This is a genomic window from Streptococcus mitis (assembly GCF_002096845.1).
Classification (GTDB): Bacteria; Bacillota; Bacilli; order Lactobacillales; family Streptococcaceae; genus Streptococcus; species Streptococcus mitis_A.
Genome location: NZ_NCVK01000060.1, coordinates 194812 through 221083, shown reverse-complemented (window position 1 = coordinate 221083; position 26272 = coordinate 194812). Strand labels below are relative to the sequence as shown.

Sequence of the window (26272 nt, the reverse complement as noted above, 5' to 3'; positions counted from 1 at the left end):
GAAAAGTGAGCTATGCAGTTTTATACTCTTCGAAAATCAAATTCAAACCACGTCAGCGTCGCCTTACCGTACTCAAGTACAGCCTGCGGCTAGCTTCATAGTTTGCTCTTTGATTTTCATTGAGTATTAATAAAACAAAAAAAGAAATCTATCTCATACATGAGTACAAAAGTTCCCCTTATAGTTTCTAGTGAAAAACAAATATTCACTAGAAACTATAAGGGGAGTCTTCATATATCTAAAAGAAATTCTAAACCTGTTTCAGCTTGATATAGTGTTTGAATAAAATGTGAACAAATTTATTAGAGAATTCAAATCAATTTCATGCTTTAAAAGTCGTTTCGTACTATTTTAGATTCAATTAATTATACATCATAGATAATACGCTTCAAAAATCTCTTCAAATCACGTCAGGTTCACATTTCCGTATAAGAGAGAAATTTATTGTTGCAATACTTTTCTTGGTTTGGTACCTTCAGCTGGACCAATGACACCTGCCATCTCAAGCTCTTCCATGAGACGGGTCGCACGGTTAAACCCAACAGACAAACGGCGCTGAATCATCGATGCGCTGGCTTTCTGGGTCTCAATGACTAGAGCCTTGGCTTCTTCAAAAAGCGGATCTCCACCAGAATCACCATCTGAAAATTCTCCTTCATTTTCAGAAACCTCACCTGGATCAAAACTCTCATCGTAGTCTGCATCTGCCTGAGCCTTGATGTAGTTTACGATGCGCTCAACATCATCATCCGAGATAAAGGAGCCTTGAAGACGTACTGGATGATTTTCATCGATTGGTTTAAAGAGCATGTCACCTCGACCAAGCAATTTTTCTGCTCCATTTTCATCCAAGATAGTACGGGAGTCTGTCCCTGATGATACCGCAAAAGCCACTCGAGATGGGACATTGGCCTTGATCAGACCAGAGATGACATCAACGGATGGACGCTGGGTTGCAAGAATCATGTGGATACCAGCAGCCCGCGCCTTCTGCCCAAGACGAATGATGGCATCTTCCACTTCCTTGCTGGCCACCATCATAAGATCAGCCAACTCATCCACAATCACGACAATGAGCGGTAGCGGAATCTGCTTGTACTCAGACTGGGCATTGAACTCTTCTACCTTGGCATTAAAACCTGCAATATTCCGAACTCCCACCTTGGCAAAGAGTTCATAACGATTTTCCATCTCATCCACAACCTTTTGCAGGGCCTTGCTGGCCTTGCGTGGATTGGTCACTACTGGAATCAAGAGGTGGGGAATATCATTGTAAACAGACAACTCAACCATCTTGGGATCGACCATCATAAATTTAACTTGGTCAGGTCTCGCCTTCATGAGGATGCTGGCGATAATGCCGTTAACAGCTACTGACTTCCCTGAGCCTGTTGAACCTGCGACTAGCAAGTGGGGCATTTTAGAAAGGTCAAAAGCTCTTGCGGTTCCATTAACAGCCTTTCCTAAAGGAATTTCCAAGAGATTTTCTGCTTTCGTTTGAGATTGTTCCCATAGTTCTCGGAAAGAAACTGTCGCAATCTCAGAGTTAGGTACTTCAATTCCCACTAAAGATTTCCCTGGGATAGGTGCTTCGATTCGGACATCCTTGGCCGCCAAGGCTAGAGCGAGGTCATCTGCGAGATTGGAAATGCGATTGACCCGTACACCCACTGCAGGCTTGACTTCATACTTGGTCACTGATGGCCCAATTTCAGCCCGTTCAACCGTCACCTTTATCCCAAAGCTAGCAAAGGTTTCTTCCAAAATTTTGATATTTTCTCTGACAATTTTCTTCTCTTTAGACTGGTCTTTGGGTTTATCTGGGGCAAAGAGTTGCAAACTTGGAAGTTTGTATTCAAGGGCTTCCTTTGCTGAAAAATCGACCTGAACATCTTCGTCATCAGAGCCATCTTCTTGTTCAGGGAATTCAAGTTCAGCTTGAGGTAGGATGATTTCTGGTTCTACCCACTCTTCTTCTGGAACAGGAGGAACGTCAAGCACAACATCATCAGTCAGAATTTCACCTGTTTCCATATCAACAGGAGGCAAATCGAGTAAGGCTTTTTCAGCCTCTTCTTGTTCTAATCTAGCCTCTTGCTCAGCCTTTTGGCGAGCTTTTTCTTCTTGTTTGACAAAGCGTTCCTCTTTTCGACGCTCATGCCCTTCTCGCCATTTGGCAAATCCTCTACTGAAGAATTCAGCAATATCGTAAACAGACCAAGGACTGATTAGGAGAGCGCCTGCTAAAATCAAGATAGAACCAATAAAGTAAGTGCCGATATTTGAGAAGAGAAAGGCTGTTGGCACATAGAGACCAACACCAATCAAGCCCCCTCCAGCAAAACTGGTCGTTCGAAAACCGGTCAAATCCGTCACAACCTGAGCCATAGTCCCTTTTAATACCGACTTATCCAAATCATATTTCCAAACCAAGTAGGCCTCAAAAATCAGGAGCAAGCCTGCAAAAATGGTGAAAAATCCAGATAAGAGCCCTTCCTGTTTTCGTATCCACTTGAAAAAGAAGAGATAGAGCAGGATACCAAATATTGCCAGATAAGCTAGGCTACCCACCAGCAAGCGAATTAAATTGTAAAGTGTTATACCTGCAGCCCCTAATTTGAAAGCTGCGAAAATCAATAAAATCGCGATTCCTAGCGAAATCAACATTCGTTGAATCGCTTCTTTTCTTTCGAGTTCTGCTTTAGACGGTCTCCGTCTTGTTTTACTTGTATTCTTGTTTGCCATTCTTCTATTATACCACATTTGACAGACTTTTCGGAAAGAGAAAAAGACTGCACCAAACGGTACAATCTTTTCATTTTTCTATTTTTTATGCTTGTGGTTTGCGTAGGTAACCATAGACCACACCACTTACGATTGCTCCTACCAAGACAGAGACAAGGTAAAGGAGAGCATTTGAAGTAAGGGCAATTACGAAGATTCCTCCGTGTGGAGCCATGAGTTTGATTCCAGTAAGACCAACGAGTCCGCCTGCTACTGCTGAACCAAGGATGAAGCTTGGAATCGCACGAGCTGGGTCAGCGGCACCAAATGGAATCGCTCCCTCAGTGATAAATGACAAGCCCATGATGATGTTTGTCAAACCAGAGTTGCGTTCTTCTTTAGTAAATTTATCTTTGAAAAGAAGAGTTGCGACAAAGATTGCAAGTGGTGGCACCATTCCTCCAGCCATAACTGCTGCCATAGCCACAGAACCACCTGAAGAAACAGTCGCTGCAAGCGTACCTGTACCAAAGACATAAGCCGCTTTGTTAACTGGTCCACCCATATCGACAGCCATCATTCCTCCAAGAACGATACCAAGAAGGACAGCTGAACCTCCTCCAAGACCGCCTAGGAAGTCATTCATAGCAGTGTTGATTGCTGCCATTGGGATATTCACAGCTAGCATGACAAATCCAGTCAAGATTGTTCCAAGAAGTGGCAGGAGAAGAATGGATTTAGCACCTTCAAGTGAACGAGGAACTTTAACGTATTTCTTGATAGCAAGAACCAAAGCACCTGCGATAAATCCACCAACAAGGGCACCTAGGAAACCAGATGAGACACCTGCAAGAGTTGAAGTTGCTTCACCACCTGCGGCATAAGGAATTTTACCAAAGGCAAAACCTTCTTTGGCAATAGCACCAGCCACGAAACCTGCTACCAAACCTGGTTTTTCAGCGATAGAGTAGGCAACATAACCTGCAAAGACTGGAAGCATCAAACCAAAGGCAGCTCCACCAATTTTCATGAACATAGAAGCTAGCTCATGGTAGGAACCAAGATTACCAAGATTTTCATTTGGAACACCCAAAGCACCGTCAATCAAGAAGGCAAGGGCAATCATGATACCACCACCGATAACGAATGGCAACATTTGAGAGACACCACTCATCAAGTGTTTGTAGAAGGCACCACCAAGACTTTGTTTTTCGTTAGAGGTTGTTGCGGCTTTGGCTCCATTAGCAGCACGGTAGACTTCAGCATCTCCATAAAGAGCCAAGTTGATCAACTCTTCTGTCTTGCGGATACCGTCAGCAACTGGACGATTGATCAATGGTTTGCCATCGAAACGATCCATTTCAACGGCCTTGTCTGCCGCAATGATAACAGCTTTAGCCTTGCGGATATCTTCTGCAGTTAGTTGATTTCCAACACCGCTAGCACCGTTGGTTTCGACCTTAATTCCAACACCCATTTCAGTAGCTACTTTTTGAAGAGCTTCTTGGGCCATGTAAGTGTGGGCAATACCTGTTGTACAAGCTGTAACAGCAACGATAAAGTCACCAGAGTCATTGGTAGGTACTTGAACAGGTTCCTCAGTTTTTTCTGAAGCTTGGTTAAAAAGTTCGATAACTTGGTCAGCTGATGTTGCTTGACGAAGTTTATCAGCAAAACCGTCTTTCATCAAGTATTGAGACAATTCTGCCAAGGCTGCCAAGTGGGTATCATTGGCACCTTCTGGAGCTGCAATCATGAAGAAGAGGTCAGTTGCTTGTCCATCCAAGCTCTCATAGTCAACACCCTTATTTGACTTGGCAAAGAGAACTGTCGCTTCTTTTACAGCAGCATTTTTGCTATGAGGCATTGCGATTCCATCACCCAAACCTGTAGAAGTCAAAGCTTCACGCGCTAAAATTCCTTCTTTAAAGGTTTCAAAATCTGTCACATAACCGTGGTCTGTCAAGCTTTTAATCATCTCTTCAATGACAGCTGTTTTTTCAGTTGCCTGCAAATCCAGCAACATGACATCTTTTCTCAATAGGTCTTGAATTTTCATCGTTTTTCTACCTCAACTTTTTCATATGTTTCTTTTATAAATTCTGCCGTTGCCAAGTCATCTGAGAAGGTAGTTGCCGTTCCGCAAGCTACTCCCCATTTGAAGGCTTCTACTGCGTCTTTTGATTTAACAAATTCACCTGTGAATCCAGCTACCATAGAATCACCAGCACCAACTGAATTTTTGACTGTTCCCTTGATAGGTTTTGCGAAGTAAGCTCCCTCAGATGTGACAAGAAGGGCACCGTCACCAGCCATAGAGATAATGACGTTTTGAGCTCCTTTAGCCAGTAACTGACGAGCGTATTTCTCAATTTTCTCTAAACTTTCGAGTTTAACCCCAAAAATCGCTCCAAGTTCATGATTGTTTGGTTTGACCAAAAGTGGCTGGTAGTCCAAACTATCAATCAAGGTCTGTCCTTCAAAGTCACAAACCACTTGCGCACCCGTCTGACGTGTCAAGGCAATCAAATCCTTGTAGATAACATTGCCTAGGTTTTTAGCACTCGAACCCGCAAACACAACCGTATCTTCTGCTGTCAGACTAGATAAAATAGCTTTCAATTCTTCTAGCTGAGCTGGTTCCACATTTGGACCCGTTCCGTTGATTTCTGTTTCTTGGTCTGCTTTGATTTTAACATTGATACGAGTATCTTCTGCCACTTGGACAAAACGTGTCTCGATTTCTTCCTTTGCCAGAGTATCTGTGATAAATTCACCAGTAAAACCTCCGATAAATCCCGTCGCTGTATTTGGTATATCCAAGCGTTTCAAGACACGACTGACATTGATTCCTTTCCCACCAGCAAACTTATCATCACTGTCCATACGATTGACACTACCGACTTGGACTTGGTCCAAACGAACAATATAGTCAATGGATGGATTGAGTGTGACTGTATAAATCATACTTCTATTACCTCCGTTTTCTCCTTAATAACCTGCAAGAGCTCATTCCCTTGACTTGTGATAACAATAGCTCGTTTGAGTGGTGCTACCTTAGCAAAGCAAGTTTGTCCAATTTTTGACGAATCGACCAAGACATAGGTCTGTTTAGCATTCTCCAAAATAGCTCGCTTCACAGCTCCCTCCTCCATATCAGGAGTCGTATAATAACTATCGTCCACACCATTCATCCCGATAAAGGCACGGTCAAAGTGCAATTGGTTAATCTGGTTAAGAGCAACGCCCCCGATGCTAGCATCTGTTGCCATCTTGACACTTCCTCCAACCATGACAGTTGGAATCTGCTTTTCAACCAACTGTGCGGCATGGTGAATCGAATTTGTCACAACAGTAATATTCTTATTGATCAATTCATGGATCAAAAAAGCAGTTGTTGTTCCAGCATCGATAAAGATGACATCTTGTTCCTTGATGAGAGAGGCTGCTTTCTGAGCCAGCAACTTCTTCTCTTGAAGGTTTTTGACAGATTTTTCTTGAATGGTTTCTTCTTCCTGCAAGGAATGGGGCAATTCTGCTCCACCATGTACGCGACGAAGCTTGTTTTCTGCTTCCAACTCATCCAAGTCTCTTCGAACCGTTGATTCTGAGGTCTCTAGCAAACTAACTAATTTCTCTAGAGAAACTACATGATGTTGATTTAACTCCTCTAAAATCAGTTGCTTCCGCTCTGTTTTTAACACTGAATCACCTCCTGTTATCGTTTACACTATTCATTCTATCACACTTCCTTTCAAAGTCAAGTATTTTTTATCATTTTCTTTCAAAATCTATCATTTTTCTTATTTCTAGAATTTTTATTGCAAGATAAGAGCCTTTATGGTAGACTATTTGAGTAAGTATTGGAAGATTACTCAAGAGGCTTAAGAGGCCGTGTTGGAAACGCGGTAGGCGTGTAACAGCGTGCGTGGGTTCGAATCCCATGTCTTCCGTTTATTTTAAAAAAGATACCCAAGAAATCTTGGGTATCTTTTTTCTTATATGCTTGTTTTATAACTCGGGTGAATTTCTTAGAAAATATCAAATAACAATTTCACATTGAGAATTGTTAAGATAATGGAAACGATATAGCCAAGGATGGTATTCCATTTGGCATTGGTAAATTCTCCCATCAGTGATTTCTTAGAAGTTAGATAAATCAGTGGGAAGATTGAAAATGGAAGAGCAATCGAAAGAAAGACTTGTGAATAAACCAATAACTGATCCAATGTTTTTTCCTGATGACCAAACAGAACCGCTACAATCATGACAGGCAACAAGGCAAAGAGACGAGTTGCCAAACGAATGAACCATTGAGGTAATCTCATATGCAAGAAACCTTCCATAACGATTTGTCCAGTCAAGGTACCCGTAATTGTCGAATTTTGACCACTGGCTAATAAAGCCAAGGCAAACAAGGTTGATAAGGTCGAGCTAGCTATAGCTCCTGCAATAGTAGAATCCTGCAAGGCATTATACATTTGAGAGAAGGCAGAAATCTCAGATGCATGGCCGAAAAAGAGAGCCGCCCCGAGAATTAATAGAAGGGAGTTAACCACAAAGGCCAAGGATAATTGGAGATTTGAATCCCAGGTCATAAAGCGCACCGCTTTTCGAACATCATCCTTGTCCTTGTGATTGATTTTCCGAGTTTGAGACAAGGAAGAATGCAAATAGAGGTTATGAGGCATAACCGTCGCACCTACAATCCCCAGAGCTAAAGTTAATTGACTTTCATGACCTGGCAAAGGACTCTCAAATAAGGTCGAATTGGGTAAATAACCCTCAGCGATTCCTTGGAAACTTGGATTTGATAAAGCTACCAGATAAGTAAAGATTGCTAAAATCGTTAAAATCAGTGTTGTCACAATAGCTTCTATCTTCTTAAAGCCAAATTTCATCAAAAGCAATAAGAGAAAGACATCTAGAACCGTCAAAAGGATGGCTATCATAATCGGAATCTTAAAAAGAAGATTGAGAGCAATCGCTGAACCTAGAACTTCTGCCAGGTCTGTCGCCATCAAGGCCAACTCCAAAATCACCCATAAGCTATAACGAAGCCATTTGGGTGAATGATGACCCGTTGCTTGAGCCAAGTCCATTTGAGTTACAATTCCAAGCTTTCCTGCCATCTGCTGAAGCTGCATAGCAATGAGTGATGAAATCAAGATGACAAATAAGAGACTGTACTTATAGGATGCACCTCCAACCACACTGGTTATCCAGTTTCCTGGATCCATATAACCAACTGCGACAAGAGCACCCGGACCTAAAAAGGCCTTTAAATTTTGCCAGAAATGATTGTTATTTGGAGTATCGATAGATTGATTAATCTCAGAGAGTGACACTTTTTTATGAGAAGACATAGATACTTACCTCTTTCTAAACCTACTTTTTCATTATTTTCTATTAGAGAAAAATAAGATTGACTTTAAACTATTAAAACAATGAAAACTATATGAAAAACATTTAGTTTTTTCATTATTTTTCTTAAGGCACCTTAATATTTTTCTTAAGGCACCTTAATTATAACACAAAAATGAAAACTATATGAAAAACATTTAGTTTTTTCATTATTTTTCTTAAGGCACCTTAATTATAACAGAAAATATGATAAAAACTTAAGAAAATTCAGGACTTGCTTTAATATTTAGGATACAACAAAATGTTGTATTCTTTTTTTGCAAAAGAATACCAAAGAATAAAATAAAAAACGTTGTAAAACACCTGATATTATGCGTTTTTTTGATTTTAAAGACTTTTTGCTTGATCCTTTTCACCCTGTTTAACCGCCATTGATTTTAACTCATTACCTACATCTCAAAAAAAATTTAAAATTGTCTTAATCTCCTTTATTGTGTCGCTTTTGGAGTTTTTTTGGTATAAACTTCTACGCTCATCCTATGGAGCAAGACAGACTCATAGCTTCACACATAATAGAACGAGTATCTCCATCTGTAGAGATACTCGTTTTTTGCTATTTTCGAAGTGATCTTTTTGACCAGTCCTATACATCATTTTTATACTCAACGAAAATCAAAGAGCAAACTAGGAAGCTAACCGCAGGTTACTCAAAGTACAGCTTTGAGGTTGCAGATAAAACTGACGAAGTCAGCTCAAAGTACAGCTTTGAGGTTGCAGATAAAACTGACGAAGTCAGCTCAAAACACTGTTTTGAGGTTGTGGATAGAACTGACGAAGTCAGTAACCATATCTACGGCAAGGTGAAGCTGATGTGGTTTGAAGAGATTGTCGAAGAGTATTAAGGAGTATAGAATAGTATTTTAACTCCATCCTCTAAAGTGCTCCCAATAAAAGATACTTGAACACTATATTCAGCATATAAGCTTTATGCCCTAAGTCAAAACAATCATTCTTTTCTAATTTATCGTAAATAAATCTAAAATCACAGAATACTGTCAGATGACTTAAACAATGATTCTTTGGAAAAAGCGAATCGAAACTTGATTTATCAATTTTTATTCCACTATCTTTTTGTCACACATATTTATAAAGTACTGGTGCAAGCGCACATCATCAGTCAATTCTGGATGAAAAGAGGTCACCATCATATTTTTTTCTTGGGCAGCAACAATTTGATCGTCAACTCTTGCTAGAATTTCTACATCTTCGCCAACACTGCTGATAATTGGACCACGGATAAAGGTCATTGGAATCTGACCGACTCCCTTACATTCTGCTTCCGTGTAGAAACTTCCTAATTGGCGCCCATAGGCATTGCGCTCGACCACCATATCCATAGTTCCTAGATGACTCTCTTCCTGAGAAGTAATTTCCTTAGCCAGCAAAATTAAACCCGCACAGGTCCCAAATACTGGTAAGCCAGATAAAATGGCTTCTCGGATGGGAATAAGCATCTCCTGGTCTCGTAAGAGCTTGCCCATGGTTGTAGACTCTCCTCCAGGTAAAATCAAACCCGACAAGTCACTCTGTTCTTGCTGAAAATCATCTAGATTTCTGATTTCAACACTCTCGACTCCTAATTGATCTAGTACTTTTGCATGTTCTGCAAAAGCACCTTGCAAGGCCAATATTCCGATTTTCATCTATTTTCCTCGCTCAGCCATGAGAATTTGAATCTCATTTTCATTGATACCAACCATGGCTTCTCCTAAATCTTCAGAGATTTTAGCTAAGACTTGAGGATTACGGAAGTTAGTCACAGCCTTAACAATGGCACTGGCTCGTTTAACAGGATCTCCTGACTTAAAAATACCTGAACCTACAAAGACGCCTTCTGCACCTAATTGCATCATAAGCGCAGCATCTGCTGGCGTTGCAACACCTCCAGCCGCGAAGTTTACAACAGGCAATTTTCCATGTTCATGGACGTATTGAACCAATTCTACAGGGACTTGCAAATCCTTGGCAGCAACATAAAGTTCGTCCTCACGTAAGTTTTGAATACGGCGAATTTCCTGATTCATCATGCGCATATGACGAACAGCTTGGACAATATCCCCTGTACCTGGTTCTCCTTTAGTACGAATCATAGAAGCACCTTCAGCGATACGACGCAAGGCTTCTCCCAAATCCTTAGCACCACAAACAAAAGGAACTTGGAATTCTTTCTTGTCCACATGGAAACGGTCGTCAGCTGGAGATAAAACCTCACTCTCATCGATATAGTCAATTTCGATAGCCTCTAAAATCTGAGCCTCAACAAAATGCCCGATTCTGACCTTGGCCATTACTGGAATACTAACCGCTTCTTGAATTTCCTTAATCATCTTTGGATCACTCATACGGGAAACACCACCAGCTGCACGAATATCAGCTGGAATCCGCTCCAAGGCCATCACAGCTGCCGCACCAGCAGCTTCTGCAATACGGGCCTGTTCAGGATTTTGAACGTCCATGATAACCCCACCTTTGAGCATCTGTGCCAAGTTTTTATTTAGTTCATAACGATTTTCAGTCATTTCTTTTTCCTCATCATTTGTATTGGTAGCTACCATTTCATTTTAAGTTAGATTAGAATGAATCACAAGATAAAAAAAACATAATTGTATGGGTACAGAATGATGAAAAAACTATCTGACCTTAGCTTAAGGCCAGATAGCTCATTCATTTTTATTTTTCAGCTGTAAGTGCAGCCATTGTGATGTAGTTGTATGGTTTATTAAAGTGTGGCAAGAAGAATAGGTCTGTCAATGCCAATTTATCAATTGTTACATGCTCTTGGATAGCAAGTGAGAACATGTGGATTCCCATGCTGATTGCAGAATCGCGTGAGACCATTTGCGCACCAAGAATTTCACGGCTATCTTTGTCAAAGACAATCTTGATGGCAACTTCATGGTTGTCATGCTTCATAAATTCTGGTTTTTGAAGATCGTTAAAGCCTGTTTCAGTTGCGTTGTAACCAGCAACTTTAGCTTTTTCAAGAGTCAAACCAGTTGAAACCATGTGAAGACCGTAGATTGAAATACCATTTGAACCTTGAACACCGATTCCTTCCAATTCATGTCCACAAGCGTTGTAGGCACCAACGATACCAGTACGAACTGCGTTTGAAGCAAGGGCGATGTAGCTTGTGTCTTTACGAGCGTTGTCATAAACAGTCGCACAGTCACCAACGGCAAATACACCAGGAAGTGAAGTTTCTTGTTTCTTGTCTACAAGGAAGGCACCGTTACGGAAGAGTTCAATCTTACCATCAGCAAGGGCTGTATTTGGACGGAAACCAACTGCAAGGATAACCATATCCACATCGAAAGTTTCTTTATCAGTAATCAAGCGTTCAACTTTACCGTCACCTTCGATTGCTTTAACAGTTTGACCAAGCGCCAAGCGGATGTTGTGGTCTTCCAAGTTCTTCGCCATCATTTGTGTGAAGTCTTTGTCATAGTAACCGTTCAAGACAGTATCAACAATATCGACAAGGACAACTTCTTTTCCAAGACGTTCAAAGGCTTCAGCAAGTTCAACACCGATGTAACCACCACCAACAACGGCGATACGGTCAAGGTGCTGGCTCTTGTCAGCAAGTTTATTGATAACTTCTTCAGCATTTTGGTACAATTTCACGAATTGTACGTTTTCAAGAGTTGCTTTAAATTCGCGGTTGCCTTTAACAATTTCAACACCTTCGATTGGTGGCAAGATTGGTGTAGAACCTGTAGCAAAAATCAATTTCTCGTATGATTCTTTGTGCTCTTTTCCTTCAACTTCTGCTGTAACTACTTTATTATCATAGTCGATTGAAAGAACTGGTGAGTTCATGTACACCTTAGCACCTTTAGCTTCCAATTTTTCTTTATCAGAATAGAACAAGCCTTCAGCACCGTCAATTTGTTCACCAATCCAAAGGGCCATTCCACATCCTAGGAAAGAGATGTTAGAGTTTTGGTCGAATACAACGATTTCGTTCTCATTCCCAAAATTATCCAACATAGTATTAATACATGCTGTACCAGCGTGGTTAGCACCAACTACAACGATTTTACTCATAGAAAAATTCCTACCTTCAATTTTAAATTTACTCTTCTAGTATAACATTTACTGTTAGCGTTTACAAGAGTTTAACTAATTTTCCCGATTTTTTTGTAAAAAATTGTAAACAATCTGTATCTTAACACGGATTCTTGCAATTTTTCTTCATTCCGTGAGCATATTTCTTGACAAGTTTACAAATTTTATTTGTGAAAACGCTGACTTTATGGTATGCTAGTATCATGGAAAGAAAATGTAAGGGGTTCATTTTTCATAAATTTACTATATTTCAACCTTCTTTTCATAAGAGAAAGGAGTTGGTAGCTTGCCTCTTAGTTCACATTCCGAACGGCTAATGGGGACTACTATCACTATTTCATTAGTAGATGAGCGAGCCGATATCTTGCTCCAAAAGTCCTTTGATTTACTCAGAGAGCTCGAATACCGCTTCAATGCCAATAGTCAGGAAGCTGAGTTGATGGAAATCAATTATCAAGCAGGAATAGCTCCTGTCAAGGTTCATCCAGACCTGTTTGAACTAATTTCACTTGGTTTAGAGCATAGCCTAGCGCCCTCTAGCCATCTCAACATCAGTATTGGTCCCTTAATTCAAACCTGGCGTATCGGTTTTTCAGATGCCAAGGTCGCCCAACCTCAAGAAATTGAATCGGTGCTCCCTTTAATCAATCCTCATTCTATCGAGTTAGATTCTTCTACTTCCACTGTGTTTTTAAAACAGAAAGGAATGAAGATCGATCTAGGTTGTTTAGCCAAAGGATACAGTGCGGATAAGGTTGCCCAATTTCTTAGGAAAGAGGGTGTGACGTCTGCCTTGATTAATCTGGGAGGGAATATCCTGACCATTGGAAAAAATCAGGCAAGAGGGAATCAACCTTGGCAAATCGGGATTCAAGACCCAGCAAATCCAAGGGGAAATCACTTAATGACTATCCCTGTTGTCAATCAATCTGTCGTGACTTCAGGCATTTATGAACGTCACCTGACAGTCGATGGAAAAGATTACCATCACATTTTTGACAGTCAGACAGGATATCCTGTTGAAACAGAACTCGCTAGTCTCACAATCATCTCTGATAAGTCAGTTGATGGTGAAATCTGGACAACTCGACTCTTTGGAGAAAGACCTGCTTCTATCCTCTGGCAAGTCGAAAGTTTGGAGGGAATCGAAGCGATTCTGATTGATAAGGAAGGTCACCTAAGCTGTTCTTCAGGAATCCCTACTCTATAGAGACAACTGTTTCAATGGAGTTTTAAAATCGTATTATGTAAAAAGAGAAAGGAAATCTCATGTTAAAACTTATTGCTATTGTTGGAACAAATTCAAAACGTTCTACAAACCGTCAATTGCTTCAATACATGCAAAAACACTTTGCTGATAAAGCTGAAATTGAACTTGTTGAAATCAAGGATATCCCTGTCTTTAACAAGCCAGCTGACAAGCAAGTACCTGCTGAAATTTTGGAAATTGCTGCTAAAATAGAAGAGGCAGATGGCGTTATTATCGGTACTCCTGAATACGACCACTCTATCCCAGCTGTTTTGATGAGCGCTCTTGCTTGGTTGTCTTATGGTATTTACCCACTCTTGAACAAACCAATTATGATTACAGGTGCTTCTTACGGTACACTTGGTTCATCACGCGCCCAATTACAACTTCGCCAAATCTTAAACGCACCAGAAATCAAAGCAAGTGTCCTTCCTGATGAATTCTTGCTTTCACATTCTCTTCAAGCCTTTAATCCAAGTGGAGATCTAGTAGATCTTGATGTTATCAAAAAACTGGATGCTACTTTTGATGACTTCCGTATCTTTGTAAAAATCACAGAAAAATTGCGCAACGCACAAGCCTTACTTCGCAAAGATGCTGAAGAATTTGACTGGGAAAATTTGTAAGATAGGAGACCAAAAAGAATGAAATTTGTTGGACTTGTAGGATCAAACTACGATCAATCATATAACCGTAAACTCTTGGAATTCATCCGTCGTCACTTCAAACTCAAATTTGAATTAGAAGTCCTCGAAATTGATGAAGTTCCAATGTTTAACCAAGACGAAAAATGGGATGAAAGTTTCCAATTGCGTCTCTTGTATAACAGAATTACGCGTGCTGATGGTGTCATTATTGCTACTCCTGAGCACAACCACACAATCTCAGCTTCTCTAAAATCTGTTCTTGAATGGCTTTCATACGAAGTTCATCCATTTGAAAACAAACCAGTCATGATTGTGGGAGCTTCTTACTACGACCAAGGTACTTCTCGTGCCCAAGTTCACCTTCGTAAGATTCTTGACGCTCCAGGTGTCAATGCCTACACACTTCCAGGAAATGAATTCCTTCTTGGTAAAGCCAAAGAAGCTTTCGACGATGAGGGCAATATCACAAATGAAGGAACTATTAATTTCCTTGAAACATGCTTGGACAACTTTGTAAAATATGTGGGAGTCGTTTCAAAATTGAAAAAACCAAAACCAATTGCACCAGAAGATTTATATTGTACAAATTCAATTGCAACTACCATTCAAGGTGTTGATCCAGATGATCCTGAATGGGTAGAAAAAGCAGCTGAACTTGTTGGAGCTGTTTCTGGAGATACTTACGTTAAATTAGACCATGGTATCTTGACAGTTAACCAAATTGACATGTTCTTGAAAGCAATGCCATTTGAGTTGACATTTGCAGATGATAATAACCAATTCTTGTACTTTAATAACGCACACCAAGATCCAAATACAATGTTTGGTAAACGTGTACGTGCTCAATCAGGAAACCGTTTAGGAACTGTACACGGTTCATTACCAGATTCTAGAATGAAAAATGTTGAATGGGTTGTCGGCGTATTGCGTAACGGAGACCAAGAATATGTCCGTACAATTGTGCCAGGAACACCAGAAGGCGTTATTAATACCCATAATTACCAAGCAATGTACTATCCAGATGGTTCATATGCTGGAATCAATGAAATCATCTTTAATTTCCAACCATGGCTTGACTGGTACCTCAATACAACTGGTCAACGTCTAGTTGGTGGAAATACTGCAGCTCCTGCTGGAGGACATGGCGGAGCAGATGCTACATCTGGAGCTTCTGATTCAGGTGATGCTGGAGGTCACGGTGGTGGCGCAGACGCTACATCTGGCGCAAGTAATTAATAATTTTAGGAACCGTTATGGTTCCTTTTTTGGCTCTTTGTCAACTGTACTTGGTTGGTATGTCAATCCTTCTCTATGGAGTTATCGCCAGCAACGGTTTGAAAGTCTTGATCAAAGAACGTGTTGATTTCGGTCAAATGCGTAACCTAATCATCGCAAGTGCTATGTTGGTCCTTGGACTTGGAGGAGCTATCCTTAAACTCGGTCCAGGTACCCTTTCAGGTACTGCCCTATCAGCCATGATAGGAATCATCTTGAACTTAATCTTGCCATACGAAAATAAAGATTAAGAATCTAAATACACCTAAGAGTCTGGGATAAAAAGATTTTGATTTTAGGAATTCTTTATTATAAATTTTTAAAATCGATAGGTTAGACAAAAAAGCGAACAAGACAGAATTCTGAGTGTCAGATAACTTGCTTTGTTCGCTTTTTATATTTAAGGTTAGACTTTTGTCCCAGACTCTTTTTCGTATATCATAATATAGTGGACTGAATCTGGAACAGGACGACACTACCTCTAAAACATTCTTATAAATTGATTTAAATTCCAAATTTTTGTCGCTACATTCCTATTTCATTTTACTATAAAAGTGTCTTAACAAAATTATTAAAATCAAAAAACGCATAATATCAGGTATTCACATAAACCTTGATACTATGCATTTTGTTATAATATTTGCTTTATTTGGCTCAATCTCTTGTCTTACTTACGTTTCTTCTTCGCTTTTTTCATTTTGTTAGCCATGCGTTTCATGGATTGTTTCATAGCAAATTCACCGATTTTACCTTTGAGTCCGCCACCAAACATTTGGCTCATATCTGGCATTCCTGATCCTCCGAGAGCTGACAGGTCAGGCATACCGCCTTGTCCCATCATTCCTTCAAGGGCAGACATATCCATTCCTCCCATATTTGGCATATTTTTAGGAAGGTTGTTTGGATTGATTCCCATCTGCTTCATCATCTTGTTCATATCACCAGACATGACTCCCTGCATAAGCTGTTTAGCTTGGTTAAAGTCTTTGATGAATTTATTAACTTCGACAAATGTATTTCCAGAGCCTGCAGCGATACGACGGCGACGGCTTGGATTTAACAAATCTGGGTTTTCACGTTCTTCAGGTGTCATGGAAGATACAATGGCACGTTTACGAGCAATCTGGCGTTCATCCACCTTCATGTTTTGAAGGGCTGGATTGTTAGCCATACCTGGAATCATCTTGAGCAAGTCTTCCATTGGACCCATGTTTTGCACCTGATCCAACTGATCAATGAAATCATTGAAATCAAAGGTGTTTTCACGCATCTTCTCAGCCATTTCAAGGGCTTTTTGCTCATCGTATTCCTGAGAAGCTTTCTCAATCAAAGTGAGCATATCCCCCATACCAAGGATACGGCTAGACATGCGATCTGGGTGGAAGGTTTCAATGTCCGTAATCTTTTCACCTGTACCAGTGAACTTAATTGGTTTTCCGGTAATGTGACGAACAGATAGGGCCGCACCACCACGAGTATCACCATCAATCTTGGTAAGGATCACCCCAGTCACTTCCAACTGAGCATTAAACTCACGCGCAACATTGGCCGCTTCTTGACCAATCATAGCATCAACGACAAGGAGGATTTCATTTGGTTGAGCCAAGGCTTTCACGTCACGAAGCTCATTCATGAGGAGCTCATCAATCTGCAAACGACCTGCCGTATCAATCAAGACATAATCGTTGTGATTGGCTTGGGCTTGTTCCAAACCTTGACGAACAATCTCAACAGCTGGAACCTCTGTTCCAAGAGCGAAAACCGGCACATCAATCTGTTGACCCAGTGTCTTCAGCTGGTCAATAGCCGCAGGACGGTAAATATCCGCCGCAATCATCAAAGGACGGGCATTTTCTTCCTTCTTGAGCTTGTTGGCCAATTTACCTGCAAAGGTTGTTTTACCAGCCCCCTGCAAACCGACCATCATGATGATGGTTGGAATCTTAGGTGACTTGATAATTTCTGCCGTATCAGAACCTAAAACAGCTGTCAGTTCCTCATCAACGATTTTAATAATTTGTTGCGCAGAATTAAGGGTATCAATGACCTCATGCCCGACTGCACGCTCACGAACTTTCTTGATAAAGTCCTTTACAACAGGCAAGGCAACGTCGGCTTCAAGCAAGGCCAAGCGAATTTCTTTGGTTGCCTCTTGAACATCAGCCTCAGAGATTTTTCCTTTTTTACGTAGATTTTTAAAGACGTTCTGCAAACGTTCTGTTAAACTTTCAAATGCCATTTTTCTTCCTCTTATTCTCTATTATCAATGCTTGTTAAAATTTCTATCTGCTCCTGCAGAAAGTCATCCTTTGGATAGCGCTCCAAAATCTGATCAAAAATCTGACTGCGGACAATGTAGTCCGAGTACATGTGCAATTTCATCTCATAATCTTCCAGAATCTTTTCTGTCCGCTTGATATTATCATAGACAGCCTGACGACTGACACCAAATTCCTCGGCAATCTCAGCAAGACTATAATCATCAGCGTAGTAGAGCTCTATATAATTCATTTGCTTATCTGTCAAAAGCGCCGCATAAAATTCAAAGAGCGCATTCATACGATTGGTTTTTTCGATTTCCATAACTTTTATTATACCAAAAATTAGCCTAATCTACCACACTAGGAAGCCAATCCGAGAAGATAGCCAGGTAAATTTGAAAAAGACATGAGCCTAGCCCCAAGTAATTTCCAATTGATAGCTAGTAAAGGGATGGCCCTCTTGATTTTGTAGTTGATAATCTAGCTCAATCTTTTGCCCATCAACTTGATAATGGATCGTTTGTATGATAAACTCCTGCATGCCCATTGGTGTAGGAATATAGGCCAAACTATCACTATCCTTTAGGAAGCGCATAATGGTCTTGGGATTGGAAAATCGGCTCATCACCAGTTCTTGACCATGAAATTTAATAACCACTTTTTCCTTTTCCTCATTATAGAAAAGCAGGTAGCTATAATCTCCTTTTTCATGCACTTCCACGTCATAAAGCTGGTCAATCACTTCCAACTGCTCATCAAACTGAATCGTATTTCGCATCCGAATCTTCACATCAAGTCCTCTTTCTTGTCTCTTGTCCTACTATTTTACCAAAAACTCTAGCTTTTTGCTATAATGGTCATATGAACGAAAAAGTATTCCGTGACCCAGTTCACAACTACATCCATGTCAATAATCAAATCATCTATGACTTGATTAATACAAAAGAATTTCAGCGTTTGCGTCGAATCAAGCAACTAGGAACTTCCAGTTATACCTTCCACGGTGGGGAGCACAGTCGCTTCTCCCACTGTCTAGGAGTCTATGAGATTGCTCGTCGCATCACAGAGATTTTTGAAGAAAAATATCCCGAGGAATGGAATCCTTCTGAGTCTCTCTTGACCATGACCGCTGCACTCCTTCATGACCTTGGTCATGGTGCCTACTCTCATACTTTTGAAAATCTCTTTGATACAGACCATGAAGGCATTACTCAGGAGATTATCCAAAGTCATGAGACGGAGATTCACCAAGTCCTGCTACAAGTGGCGCCAGATTTTCCAGAAAAGGTAGCCAGTGTCATTGACCATACCTATCCAAACAAGCAGGTTGTGCAACTCATTTCTAGTCAGATTGATGCGGACCGCATGGACTATCTCTTGCGAGACTCCTATTTTACAGGAGCATCCTATGGAGAATTTGACCTGACTCGAATCCTCCGAGTCATTCGTCCTGTCGAAAATGGTATCGCCTTTCAGCGCAATGGCATGCACGCCATCGAAGACTATGTCCTTAGTCGTTACCAGATGTATATGCAGGTTTATTTCCACCCCGCAACACGCGCCATGGAAGTTCTCCTACAGAATCTTCTCAAACGCGCCAAGGAACTCTATCCTAAGGACAAGGACTTCTTTGCCCGAACTTCCCCACATCTCCTGACTTTCTTTGAAAAAAATGTGACCTTGTCTGATTATCTGGCTCTGGATGATGGTGTGATGAATACCTACTTCCAGCTCTGGATGACCAGTCCTGACAAGATTCTCGCAGACTTGTCGCAACGTTTTGTCAACCGTAAGGTCTTTAAATCCATTACCTTTTCACAAGAAGACCAAGACCAACTCGCTAGCATGAGAAAATTGGTTGAGGACATCGGCTTTGATCCAGACTACTACACTGCCATTCATAAGAACTTCGATCTCCCTTATGATATCTATCGTCCCGAATCTGAAAATCCACGGACACAGATTGAGATTTTACAAAAAAATGGAGAACTGGCCGAACTCTCTAGCCTGTCTCCTATCGTCCAATCCCTTGCTGGCAGTCGCCATGGAGATAATCGTTTCTATTTCCCAAAAGAAATGTTAGACCAAAACAGTATCTTTGCAAGTATTACCCAGCAATTTTTACACTTGATTGAGAACGATCATTTTACCCCAAATAAAAACTAGAAGAGGAAATTTATGAGTATTAAACTAATTGCCGTTGATATTGACGGAACCCTAGTCAACAGCCAAAAGGAAATCACACCTGAAGTCTTTTCTGCCATCCAAGACGCCAAAGAAGCTGGTGTCAAAGTCGTGATTGCAACTGGACGCCCTATCGCAGGTGTTGCCAAACTTCTAGACGACTTGCAGTTGAGAGACGAGGGTGACTATGTCGTAACCTTCAACGGTGCCCTTGTCCAAGAAACTGCTACAGGACATGAGATTATCAGCGAATCCTTGACTTATGAGGATTATCTGGATATGGAATTTCTCAGTCGTAAGCTCGGTGTCCACATGCACGCTATTACCAAGGACGGCATCTACACAGCCAATCGCAATATCGGAAAATACACTGTGCACGAATCAACCCTCGTCAGCATGCCCATCTTCTACCGTACACCTGAAGAAATGGCTGGCAAGGAAATCGTCAAATGTATGTTCATCGATGAACCAGAAATTCTCGATGCTGCCATTGAAAAGATACCAGCCGAATTTTATGAGAGCTACTCCATCAACAAATCTGCTCCTTTCTACCTTGAACTCCTTAAAAAAAATGTAGACAAGGGTTCAGCTATTACTCACTTAGCTGAAAAACTCGGATTGACCAAAGACCAAACCATGGCTATCGGTGACGAAGAAAATGACCGTGCCATGCTGGAAGTCGTTGGCAACCCTGTAGTCATGGAAAATGGAAATCCAGAAATCAAAAAAATCGCCAAATACATCACTAAATCTAATGATGAATCTGGCGTTGCCCATGCCATCCGTACATGGGTACTGTAAAATAATTTGAATATAGAAAAAGCACTCCAAAAGTTAGAGATAATGTACTGACCCCAAAAGTTAGACAGAAAAAATCTTACTTTTGGGGTGCAGTTTAAAATTCAGTATTTTTGGTTTCTAGTTTTATCCCCTAAATAATTATTAAATCTGAAAAAGGTAGTACATTATGTAAAACCTTTTTCATTTTTTTATTTTACTACGAATTAATATTATTTTTTCTAATGATAATTGATCCACTAATCTTCCTTTATAAATGTTGCAGTTCTTTTCTTAGTTAGCTTTTTTTCATAACTCTTTATAAGAATAACCAATAAACTACTTAGTAATCCCAAAATAACTAAACTTAATCTCGGGTTTAAAAGCCAATTAAAATAAGCGGCCAATATCCCTCCAAAAGGTGCAAAAATGGTAGCTATTACAAAAGAACTAGAAAGTATCTTTCCAATATTATACACAGTACTTTCTTGTTGCTGTATTGTTGTAATCGAAACAGAAGCTATTGTAATTAATCCACTCAAAATTGAATAACAAATTCCAAAAAATATCCAATTTTCTACTATTCCACTCACCATAATGACAAGTGGGATGGTTGCCATTGATATATTCATCAAGATAAAGGCATCCTTCTTATTCAAAAAAGTAGAAAGAAGGGTTACTGCTATCAAACTTCCAAATCCAGCAATTGAGTAAACAATCCCAACAAGACTATTTGATAATTTTAATTGATCCTGTAAATAAAAAATAATCGTTGCATTGAAACCTAGCATAGCGATATTCACAACAATAGTAAAGAGTAAAGAAATCCTCAATTTAATATTTGTAAAGTTCTCTTTAAAACCTACAAAAATTTCTTTTATATCATCATTACCATTCTCCTTGTGTTCTTGATCTGGAATATATGAAATTAGTATTGAAAAAAATAATAACAAGAAAGAAGCGCTATTAATAAAAAAAATGCTATTAATATTAAACTTTAACATCAATAACCCCGCCAGAGCAGGAGAAACTAATTTTGAAATAGTTCTTACACCTTGAAACTGCGAATTATATTTTTGCAATTCTTCCTTCTCAAATAAGGCAGGAGTAATGACTGAAAATCCTGTTTGAAAAAGTGTCGAAAATAAAGGAATCAAAAATGCAATAACATAGTAAAAGAATATAGAAACTGAATATTTAGATAATATCGGTATTACACTACATAATAATACCGGTATTAATGTAGACCATAATAGTATTTTTTTCTTATTGAAATTATCTAATAAGTAACCCATAACAAATCCCAAGAAGAATTGAGGTAGCAATTCAATAATCACCATTCCTCCCATTGCAAAAGACGAATGAAATTCCTGGTAAATTAAGATTGGAAAAGCAATTTTCTGAAATCTATCTCCAATATTTGATATAAATTCACCAAAAGTTATTGTATAAAACGTTTTCTTGTTAATATCCAAAATGTCCCTTCTTTCTAGTTAAATCACGATGAATATCACTTTTTATTAAATCGGTAAGACTTATTCCAAACCTCTTTGCAAGAGTTGGTACCTCACTATTTTCACTTAAACCATACATAGTTTCTAACTCAATGAAATATACATCCTTACCAGATACTCTAAAATCAAGATAAAGACATCCTTCTTATTCAAAAAGTAGAAAGAAAGGTTACTGCTATCAAACTTCCAAATCCAGTAATTGAGTAAACAATCCCAACAAGACTATTTGATAATTTTAATTACGTCCATTTTTTTCTCTCATTAATTGGACATAGCCCTTTGTTTCTATTTTTGAATTTAAAAACGAGAACTCTCCGCACATTTTATCATAAAAATTACTATAATCTTCTTTTGAAAAATCTCCTAAAATCTCTATCTCAAGATAAAACCCAAGACCATCAATCTTATCTAGATTAATCGTTTTATTTTCTAATTCATTATGATAAGTCTTTCTATGTTTACTTATTGTGAAAATATTTGAAAATCCATCTTGCAAGATATTTCTTACAAATTCTAATTTTTCAGATTCCAATTCTATTTCACTTTCACTCCACATTCCTTGTTTTATCGTATCTTTTCTTGTGAAAATACTTGCTCTATTATCATCTTCTTGGCGAATTCTGTAGATAAAGCTACCTACCTCATCATTTTCAAATTCTCTTCCTTTTGTTTTAAAATATTTATCAACTTGCTTATTTTCATTCTTAAATTTATAAGATTTTTCTAAATATGAAATAGCATTATTATAATCTCTCTCATCGTTGAGTTCAAATCTAACTTCTAATTCATTCATTAATTTTACCTCTCAATTCTTTAAAGGCTGAAGTCTCTTTACATTCACTCAGTCTATAGTAAGTTTCTGGTGATGTTTTATAGACACAAAGCCTGATATTTTCTTGCACTCATTTTAGCACTTCAATATAATACTGTCAAGATTTTTGATGATATTTTTTTATTTATTTTTATTAAATACATATTTGTATTATTTTGGATTTAAAAAACGATGCTTAATTGAACATCGTCTTTACTATTCTGTTATATCTGCAATGTAATGCTCGATTTTAAGAGCCATTGACATATTTCCCTCAAGCTTATATAGAAAATAAGCCGTTTCAAAGTACTCTTTTACTGCAACTTTAGAAGAAAAATTCTTACTGACATTTCCCATCAATAAATACAAATCAGCCAAAAGATACGTTGTTCTATACGTCTTACATTGCTTTATCGTATCTGTGATTTTAGTAATAGCCTCTTCAGTATTATTCTGCAACCATAGATAGCGACAAACATTATAATTAAATTTAATAGAAAGGTTTAATTCTTCGATTGTGTTTAACTTGAGTTGATTTACTTGATACTCTAACTTTTCTCTAATTTCATTAAAACTCTCTAAATCTTCAATATCATAATAAAAATTGAATAGAGTATTTGCAACTTGAAGGTAGGTCAAGTCAGTTACACTTAACTGAGACAGTACCTTCTCCAATCTTGCCACAGCCTCCTCTTTTTGCCCATAGAAATAAAAATCTATAAGAGATTTTGTCCACTCCATATAAAATTTATTTACTAGAGACAAGCGATGCACCTTTACACTCTCTAATTCATATATATATTTCAAAGACTCATAATTTCGATTTGTGATAAATGTCTGGGCTAACTTTTTAAACTCTGATAACTCATCAATCTCTTCTACAATCTGCTCATTAAAAAAATAATCTATACTAACTTTTAACTTCTTAGACAGAGCATATAAAAAGTCTGCTCCTGGAGTAAATTCTCCATTCTCTAATCGACTAATCTGTCCCTGTTTACATATCCCCTCAGCCAATTCTCGCTGAGACATTTTTAATTCTTTTCGTCTATTTTTTAATCTTGTTGCTAAAAGTGTGCCCACGTTTGCATTTTCCTTTTCAATTTGATATCAATTTCAATTGTAACATGATTAAATTTTAAATACAAATTAATAAACCAAAAGATACAAATTATATATAAACAATGACCAGATAGGTTACCTTTGAAAACCTATCCCTTCTTCTTTTGAAATTTCCTTACTCAAACGATTGATAAACTTATTAACTTGAAATGGATTAGATATTAGACTATCATATTCAGATTTTGTTATTGATATATTTAACAGACCAGAAATAATCTTTTACAACATATCAAATTCAGGGGAACAATAACGATTTTCCCCATTTTTTAGGCTATCTATTTCATAACAATCAATTCATTTTGTCACATACCTTAGCCCAAAAAATCCACACCAAATCTTTTTGAAAGCTGTTTAAAGCTTTGTACTTGCTTTCTAAGTTCATAGATCTTAACCTTAACCTCATTTGTCTAATTCCATAATAAAAATAAGGACATTCTAACAAAGGAAGTCCTTATTTTTCAACTAATAGATGTCAAAGTTACTATGCAGATCCACTTTATTCTGTAATCATTGATCAAAATATAATTTTTTGTAAAATTTTGATTATGAATTAGTCAAAGAAAAAACACTAACCTATTTCAAAAAACTAAATTGTGATGATTGCCTATAAATAAACACTTTGAATATTCTTTATTTTTCTTAATTTACTAAAAATGCCCCCTGCCGGAATCGAACCAGCAACTACTCCTTAGGAGGGAGTTGTTATATCCATTGAACTAAGGGAGCTAGATAAAAACTCTGCTGATTGAGCAGAGTTTTTTAGTCGAATTAACGACGGATTTCTTTGATACGAGCTGCCTTACCTTGAAGTGCACGCAAGTAGTACAATTTCGCACGACGTACTTTACCGTAACGAACAACTTCGATTTTTTCAACACGTGGAGTGTGGATTGGGAAGATACGCTCAACACCTACACCGTTAGAGATTTTACGAACTGTGTAGTTTTCTGAGATGCCAGCACCTTTACGTGCGATAACAACACCTTCAAAAATCTGGATACGTTCACGGTTACCTTCGACAACTTTCGCGTGTACACGAACAGTGTCACCAGGACGGAATGATGGGATATCTGTACGAAGTTGACCTTCAGTCAAGCTTTGGATTAATGGATTCATTTTATTCTCCTATCTTTGTCAATCTTGAGGAATCTTCCTCAGCGGATAAACTGTATTTTTGTGCGTCCATTACACACAAGATACAGTTTACCAAATTTCCACAAAAAAGTAAAGAAATTTATAGCAGAATTCCTAAAAAAATCGCAACCAAACCACCTAGGTAGGTCAAAGTCAGGTAAGAATAAAAAACCTTCTTATCACTTAACAGTCTTTGAAGTTCGTCATTCAAGGTAGAGAAGGTTGTTAAACCTCCGCAAAAGCCAGTTGCTAGAATAGCATAGACTTCCTTAGACTCTACATGATTGTAGAATAAGCCAATCAAAAAACAACCTAAAAGATTGGCTATGAGCGTTCCGAGTGGCAATTTAGAAGCTTGATTATAGCGGGAAAAGAAATAGCGCACTAAAGCTCCGAAACCACAAGCGATTGCAAGATAGATGATTACCATTTCTTCCTCCCCAGACAATAGGCCAAGAGTAGGCCTCCACCGATGCTCAAAAGCAAATACAGTACCAAACTAAGATAACGACCTGTATCAAGTAGTTTTACAGCATCTAACATGAGACTAGAAAAGGTTGTCAAACCTCCACAAAAACCTGTACCCAGTGCTAAAACCAAGCCCTTACTGGTTCCCTTATAGACCAGATAGCCCTTGACAAGATAAATCAGGCAGAAAATTCCCAGATAGTTGACAAGAAGGGTGCCCCAAGGAAAGTCTGGACTGGCTGGTAACCAAGTAGAAACCAGGTAGCGGACAAGTCCGCCCACCATGGCAGCTAGAAAAATCCCTAGCGGATAAAATTGTTCTTTTTTCATTTGATGTTTTGATCCTGATAATCACGCGAACGTTTGAGTATGTCAGAAAAAGTCGCTACAATAGTCTCCTGATAGCGCTTGTCCTCTACACGACTTCTAACCTTTTCAAAAATAACTTCTTCTCTCTTGGTATCTAAAATCGGTTTACCTGAAGCTTTCTTATAGGCAACTACCCCCTCAACCAAATGCATTCGTTCTTCTAACAGTTTGACAATTTGGTCGTCGATTTGATCAATTTCTTGACGAATAATATCTAAATCCATGAAGTCTCCTCCTTTATT

25 protein-coding genes, 2 tRNA genes and 1 pseudogene are annotated in these 26272 nt (G+C 38.8%); 8 read left to right on the top strand and 20 right to left on the bottom strand.

Translation table 11 applies throughout. The features are described from left to right. Positions 1 to 441: 441 nt before the first annotated feature. The 4 genes from B7695_RS10595 to B7695_RS10580 form a co-directional block, all read right to left on the bottom strand. Complete coding sequence (locus B7695_RS10595; protein WP_084891641.1) at positions 442 to 2745, bottom strand: DNA translocase FtsK; 2304 nt, start codon at positions 2743 to 2745, stop codon at positions 442 to 444. 85 nt (positions 2746 to 2830) lie between these two features. Further along, complete coding sequence (locus tag B7695_RS10590; RefSeq protein ID WP_084891639.1) at positions 2831 to 4783, bottom strand: fructose-specific PTS transporter subunit EIIC; 1953 nt, start codon at positions 4781 to 4783, stop codon at positions 2831 to 2833. Further along, positions 4780 to 5691: a 1-phosphofructokinase gene (gene pfkB / locus B7695_RS10585; protein ID WP_084891636.1), complete on the bottom strand. Its 912-nt coding sequence runs from the start codon at positions 5689 to 5691 to the stop codon at positions 4780 to 4782. The genes B7695_RS10590 and pfkB overlap by 4 nt, the downstream gene beginning before the upstream one ends. After that, positions 5688 to 6428: a DeoR/GlpR family DNA-binding transcription regulator gene (locus B7695_RS10580; RefSeq protein WP_084891634.1), complete on the bottom strand. Its 741-nt coding sequence runs from the start codon at positions 6426 to 6428 to the stop codon at positions 5688 to 5690. Before B7695_RS10580 ends, pfkB begins: the two co-directional genes overlap by 4 nt. Before the next feature lie 161 nt (positions 6429 to 6589). Here B7695_RS10580 and B7695_RS10575 point away from each other — a divergent pair. Continuing rightward, positions 6590 to 6677 (top strand) — tRNA-Ser (locus tag B7695_RS10575). Positions 6678 to 6755: 78 nt separating this feature from the next. Here B7695_RS10575 and B7695_RS10570 read toward each other — a convergent pair. Continuing rightward, entirely contained in the window at positions 6756 to 8090 is a 1335-nt protein-coding gene (locus B7695_RS10570) for an Nramp family divalent metal transporter (protein ID WP_084891632.1), read from the bottom strand. Positions 8091 to 8627: 537 nt separating this feature from the next. On the opposite strand from B7695_RS10570, the gene B7695_RS11610 reads away from it, so the two are divergent. Further along, entirely contained in the window at positions 8628 to 8990 is a 363-nt protein-coding gene (locus B7695_RS11610) for a hypothetical protein (RefSeq protein ID WP_142358894.1), read from the top strand. A gap of 31 nt (positions 8991 to 9021) precedes the next feature. On the opposite strand, the gene B7695_RS11850 is transcribed toward B7695_RS11610, so the two are convergent. From B7695_RS11850 to nox, 4 genes are all read right to left on the bottom strand, one after another. Then, the gene (locus B7695_RS11850; protein WP_474104099.1) at positions 9022 to 9201 is read right to left on the bottom strand and encodes a transposase; all 180 of its coding nucleotides are present in this window, start codon (positions 9199 to 9201) and stop codon (positions 9022 to 9024) included. Between the two features lie 2 nt (positions 9202 to 9203). Further along, positions 9204 to 9791, bottom strand: coding sequence for a pyridoxal 5'-phosphate synthase glutaminase subunit PdxT (gene pdxT / locus B7695_RS10560; protein WP_049524878.1), 588 nt, complete (start codon positions 9789 to 9791; stop codon positions 9204 to 9206). Next, positions 9792 to 10667, bottom strand: a complete 876-nt coding sequence (gene pdxS / locus B7695_RS10555) for a pyridoxal 5'-phosphate synthase lyase subunit PdxS (RefSeq protein WP_000138519.1) — start codon at positions 10665 to 10667, stop codon at positions 9792 to 9794. Positions 10668 to 10818: 151 nt separating this feature from the next. Beyond that, on the bottom strand, positions 10819 to 12198 hold the full coding sequence (gene nox / locus B7695_RS10550) for a H2O-forming NADH oxidase (protein ID WP_084891630.1): 1380 nt from the start codon (positions 12196 to 12198) through the stop codon (positions 10819 to 10821). Between the two features lie 307 nt (positions 12199 to 12505). On the opposite strand from nox, the gene B7695_RS10545 reads away from it, so the two are divergent. From B7695_RS10545 to B7695_RS10530, 4 genes and pseudogenes are all read left to right on the top strand, one after another. Continuing rightward, entirely contained in the window at positions 12506 to 13429 is a 924-nt protein-coding gene (locus tag B7695_RS10545; protein ID WP_084891628.1) for an FAD:protein FMN transferase, read from the top strand. A 59-nt stretch (positions 13430 to 13488) separates the two neighbouring features. Further along, positions 13489 to 14094, top strand: coding sequence for an NADPH-dependent FMN reductase (locus B7695_RS10540; RefSeq protein WP_020900666.1), 606 nt, complete (start codon positions 13489 to 13491; stop codon positions 14092 to 14094). An 18-nt stretch (positions 14095 to 14112) separates the two neighbouring features. Continuing rightward, positions 14113 to 15351 carry an NAD(P)H-dependent oxidoreductase gene (locus B7695_RS10535; RefSeq protein ID WP_084891626.1) on the top strand — a complete coding sequence of 413 codons (1239 nt, stop codon included), beginning with the start codon at positions 14113 to 14115 and terminating at the stop codon, positions 15349 to 15351. Positions 15352 to 15401: 50 nt separating this feature from the next. Beyond that, a pseudogene (locus tag B7695_RS10530) lies at positions 15402 to 15641 on the top strand (uracil permease); the annotation flags it as partial. Between the two features lie 416 nt (positions 15642 to 16057). On the opposite strand, the gene ffh reads toward B7695_RS10530, so the two are convergent. The 3 genes from ffh to B7695_RS10515 all read right to left on the bottom strand — a co-directional run bounded on the left by ffh (position 16058) and on the right by B7695_RS10515 (position 18441). Continuing rightward, entirely contained in the window at positions 16058 to 17629 is a 1572-nt protein-coding gene (ffh, locus tag B7695_RS10525) for a signal recognition particle protein (protein WP_084891624.1), read from the bottom strand. Between the two features lie 11 nt (positions 17630 to 17640). Beyond that, a complete protein-coding gene (locus B7695_RS10520; protein ID WP_000402066.1) occupies positions 17641 to 17973 on the bottom strand; it encodes a putative DNA-binding protein in 333 nt (110 codons plus the stop codon). Between the two features lie 90 nt (positions 17974 to 18063). Continuing rightward, complete coding sequence (locus B7695_RS10515) at positions 18064 to 18441, bottom strand: YwiB family protein (protein WP_084891623.1); 378 nt, start codon at positions 18439 to 18441, stop codon at positions 18064 to 18066. A 71-nt stretch (positions 18442 to 18512) separates the two neighbouring features. Between B7695_RS10515 and B7695_RS10510 the strand changes: the two genes are divergently transcribed. Beyond that, positions 18513 to 19817, top strand: coding sequence for an HD domain-containing protein (locus tag B7695_RS10510; RefSeq protein WP_084891621.1), 1305 nt, complete (start codon positions 18513 to 18515; stop codon positions 19815 to 19817). Positions 19818 to 19829: 12 nt separating this feature from the next. Further along, a complete protein-coding gene (gene yidA, locus B7695_RS10505) occupies positions 19830 to 20636 on the top strand; it encodes a sugar-phosphatase (RefSeq protein ID WP_084891619.1) in 807 nt (268 codons plus the stop codon). Positions 20637 to 20872: 236 nt separating this feature from the next. On the opposite strand, the gene B7695_RS10500 is transcribed toward yidA, so the two are convergent. From B7695_RS10500 to B7695_RS10455, 8 genes are all read right to left on the bottom strand, one after another. After that, positions 20873 to 22087 (bottom strand): MFS transporter, encoded by a 1215-nt coding sequence (locus tag B7695_RS10500; RefSeq protein WP_084891617.1) that lies wholly within the window; start codon positions 22085 to 22087, stop codon positions 20873 to 20875. A gap of 274 nt (positions 22088 to 22361) precedes the next feature. Next, the gene (locus B7695_RS10490) at positions 22362 to 22919 is read right to left on the bottom strand and encodes a CYTH domain-containing protein (protein ID WP_084891615.1); all 558 of its coding nucleotides are present in this window, start codon (positions 22917 to 22919) and stop codon (positions 22362 to 22364) included. A 234-nt stretch (positions 22920 to 23153) separates the two neighbouring features. Next, positions 23154 to 24020, bottom strand: a complete 867-nt coding sequence (locus tag B7695_RS10485; RefSeq protein ID WP_084891613.1) for a helix-turn-helix domain-containing protein — start codon at positions 24018 to 24020, stop codon at positions 23154 to 23156. Positions 24021 to 24713: 693 nt separating this feature from the next. Then, positions 24714 to 24785: transfer RNA gene (locus tag B7695_RS10475), tRNA-Arg, on the bottom strand. 42 nt (positions 24786 to 24827) lie between these two features. Then, positions 24828 to 25175 (bottom strand): 50S ribosomal protein L19, encoded by a 348-nt coding sequence (gene rplS, locus B7695_RS10470; RefSeq protein ID WP_001068669.1) that lies wholly within the window; start codon positions 25173 to 25175, stop codon positions 24828 to 24830. Between the two features lie 118 nt (positions 25176 to 25293). Then, a complete protein-coding gene (crcB, locus tag B7695_RS10465; RefSeq protein WP_084891611.1) occupies positions 25294 to 25623 on the bottom strand; it encodes a fluoride efflux transporter CrcB in 330 nt (109 codons plus the stop codon). Beyond that, positions 25617 to 25991 carry a fluoride efflux transporter CrcB gene (crcB, locus tag B7695_RS10460; RefSeq protein WP_084891609.1) on the bottom strand — a complete coding sequence of 125 codons (375 nt, stop codon included), beginning with the start codon at positions 25989 to 25991 and terminating at the stop codon, positions 25617 to 25619. The genes crcB (B7695_RS10465) and crcB (B7695_RS10460) overlap by 7 nt, the downstream gene beginning before the upstream one ends. Then, positions 25988 to 26254, bottom strand: a complete 267-nt coding sequence (locus B7695_RS10455) for a chorismate mutase (RefSeq protein WP_000362440.1) — start codon at positions 26252 to 26254, stop codon at positions 25988 to 25990. The genes crcB (B7695_RS10460) and B7695_RS10455 overlap by 4 nt, the downstream gene beginning before the upstream one ends. Between the last annotated feature and the right edge of the window lie 18 nt (positions 26255 to 26272).

Coding starts and splice junctions, on each gene's coding strand:
- B7695_RS10595 (WP_084891641.1), bottom strand. CDS start 2,745: ATGGCAAACAAGAATACAAGTAAAACAAGACGGAGACCGTCTAAAGCA.
- B7695_RS10590 (WP_084891639.1), bottom strand. CDS start 4,783: ATGAAAATTCAAGACCTATTGAGAAAAGATGTCATGTTGCTGGATTTG.
- pfkB (WP_084891636.1), bottom strand. CDS start 5,691: ATGATTTATACAGTCACACTCAATCCATCCATTGACTATATTGTTCGT.
- B7695_RS10570 (WP_084891632.1), bottom strand. CDS start 8,090: ATGTCTTCTCATAAAAAAGTGTCACTCTCTGAGATTAATCAATCTATC.
- B7695_RS11610 (WP_142358894.1), top strand. CDS start 8,628: ATGGAGCAAGACAGACTCATAGCTTCACACATAATAGAACGAGTATCT.
- pdxT (WP_049524878.1), bottom strand. CDS start 9,791: ATGAAAATCGGAATATTGGCCTTGCAAGGTGCTTTTGCAGAACATGCA.
- pdxS (WP_000138519.1), bottom strand. CDS start 10,667: ATGACTGAAAATCGTTATGAACTAAATAAAAACTTGGCACAGATGCTC.
- nox (WP_084891630.1), bottom strand. CDS start 12,198: ATGAGTAAAATCGTTGTAGTTGGTGCTAACCACGCTGGTACAGCATGT.
- B7695_RS10540 (WP_020900666.1), top strand. CDS start 13,489: ATGTTAAAACTTATTGCTATTGTTGGAACAAATTCAAAACGTTCTACA.
- B7695_RS10535 (WP_084891626.1), top strand. CDS start 14,113: ATGAAATTTGTTGGACTTGTAGGATCAAACTACGATCAATCATATAAC.
- ffh (WP_084891624.1), bottom strand. CDS start 17,629: ATGGCATTTGAAAGTTTAACAGAACGTTTGCAGAACGTCTTTAAAAAT.
- B7695_RS10520 (WP_000402066.1), bottom strand. CDS start 17,973: ATGGAAATCGAAAAAACCAATCGTATGAATGCGCTCTTTGAATTTTAT.
- B7695_RS10510 (WP_084891621.1), top strand. CDS start 18,513: ATGAACGAAAAAGTATTCCGTGACCCAGTTCACAACTACATCCATGTC.
- yidA (WP_084891619.1), top strand. CDS start 19,830: ATGAGTATTAAACTAATTGCCGTTGATATTGACGGAACCCTAGTCAAC.
- B7695_RS10490 (WP_084891615.1), bottom strand. CDS start 22,919: ATGAATGAATTAGAAGTTAGATTTGAACTCAACGATGAGAGAGATTAT.
- rplS (WP_001068669.1), bottom strand. CDS start 25,175: ATGAATCCATTAATCCAAAGCTTGACTGAAGGTCAACTTCGTACAGAT.
- crcB (WP_084891611.1), bottom strand. CDS start 25,623: ATGGTAATCATCTATCTTGCAATCGCTTGTGGTTTCGGAGCTTTAGTG.
- crcB (WP_084891609.1), bottom strand. CDS start 25,991: ATGAAAAAAGAACAATTTTATCCGCTAGGGATTTTTCTAGCTGCCATG.
- B7695_RS10455 (WP_000362440.1), bottom strand. CDS start 26,254: ATGGATTTAGATATTATTCGTCAAGAAATTGATCAAATCGACGACCAA.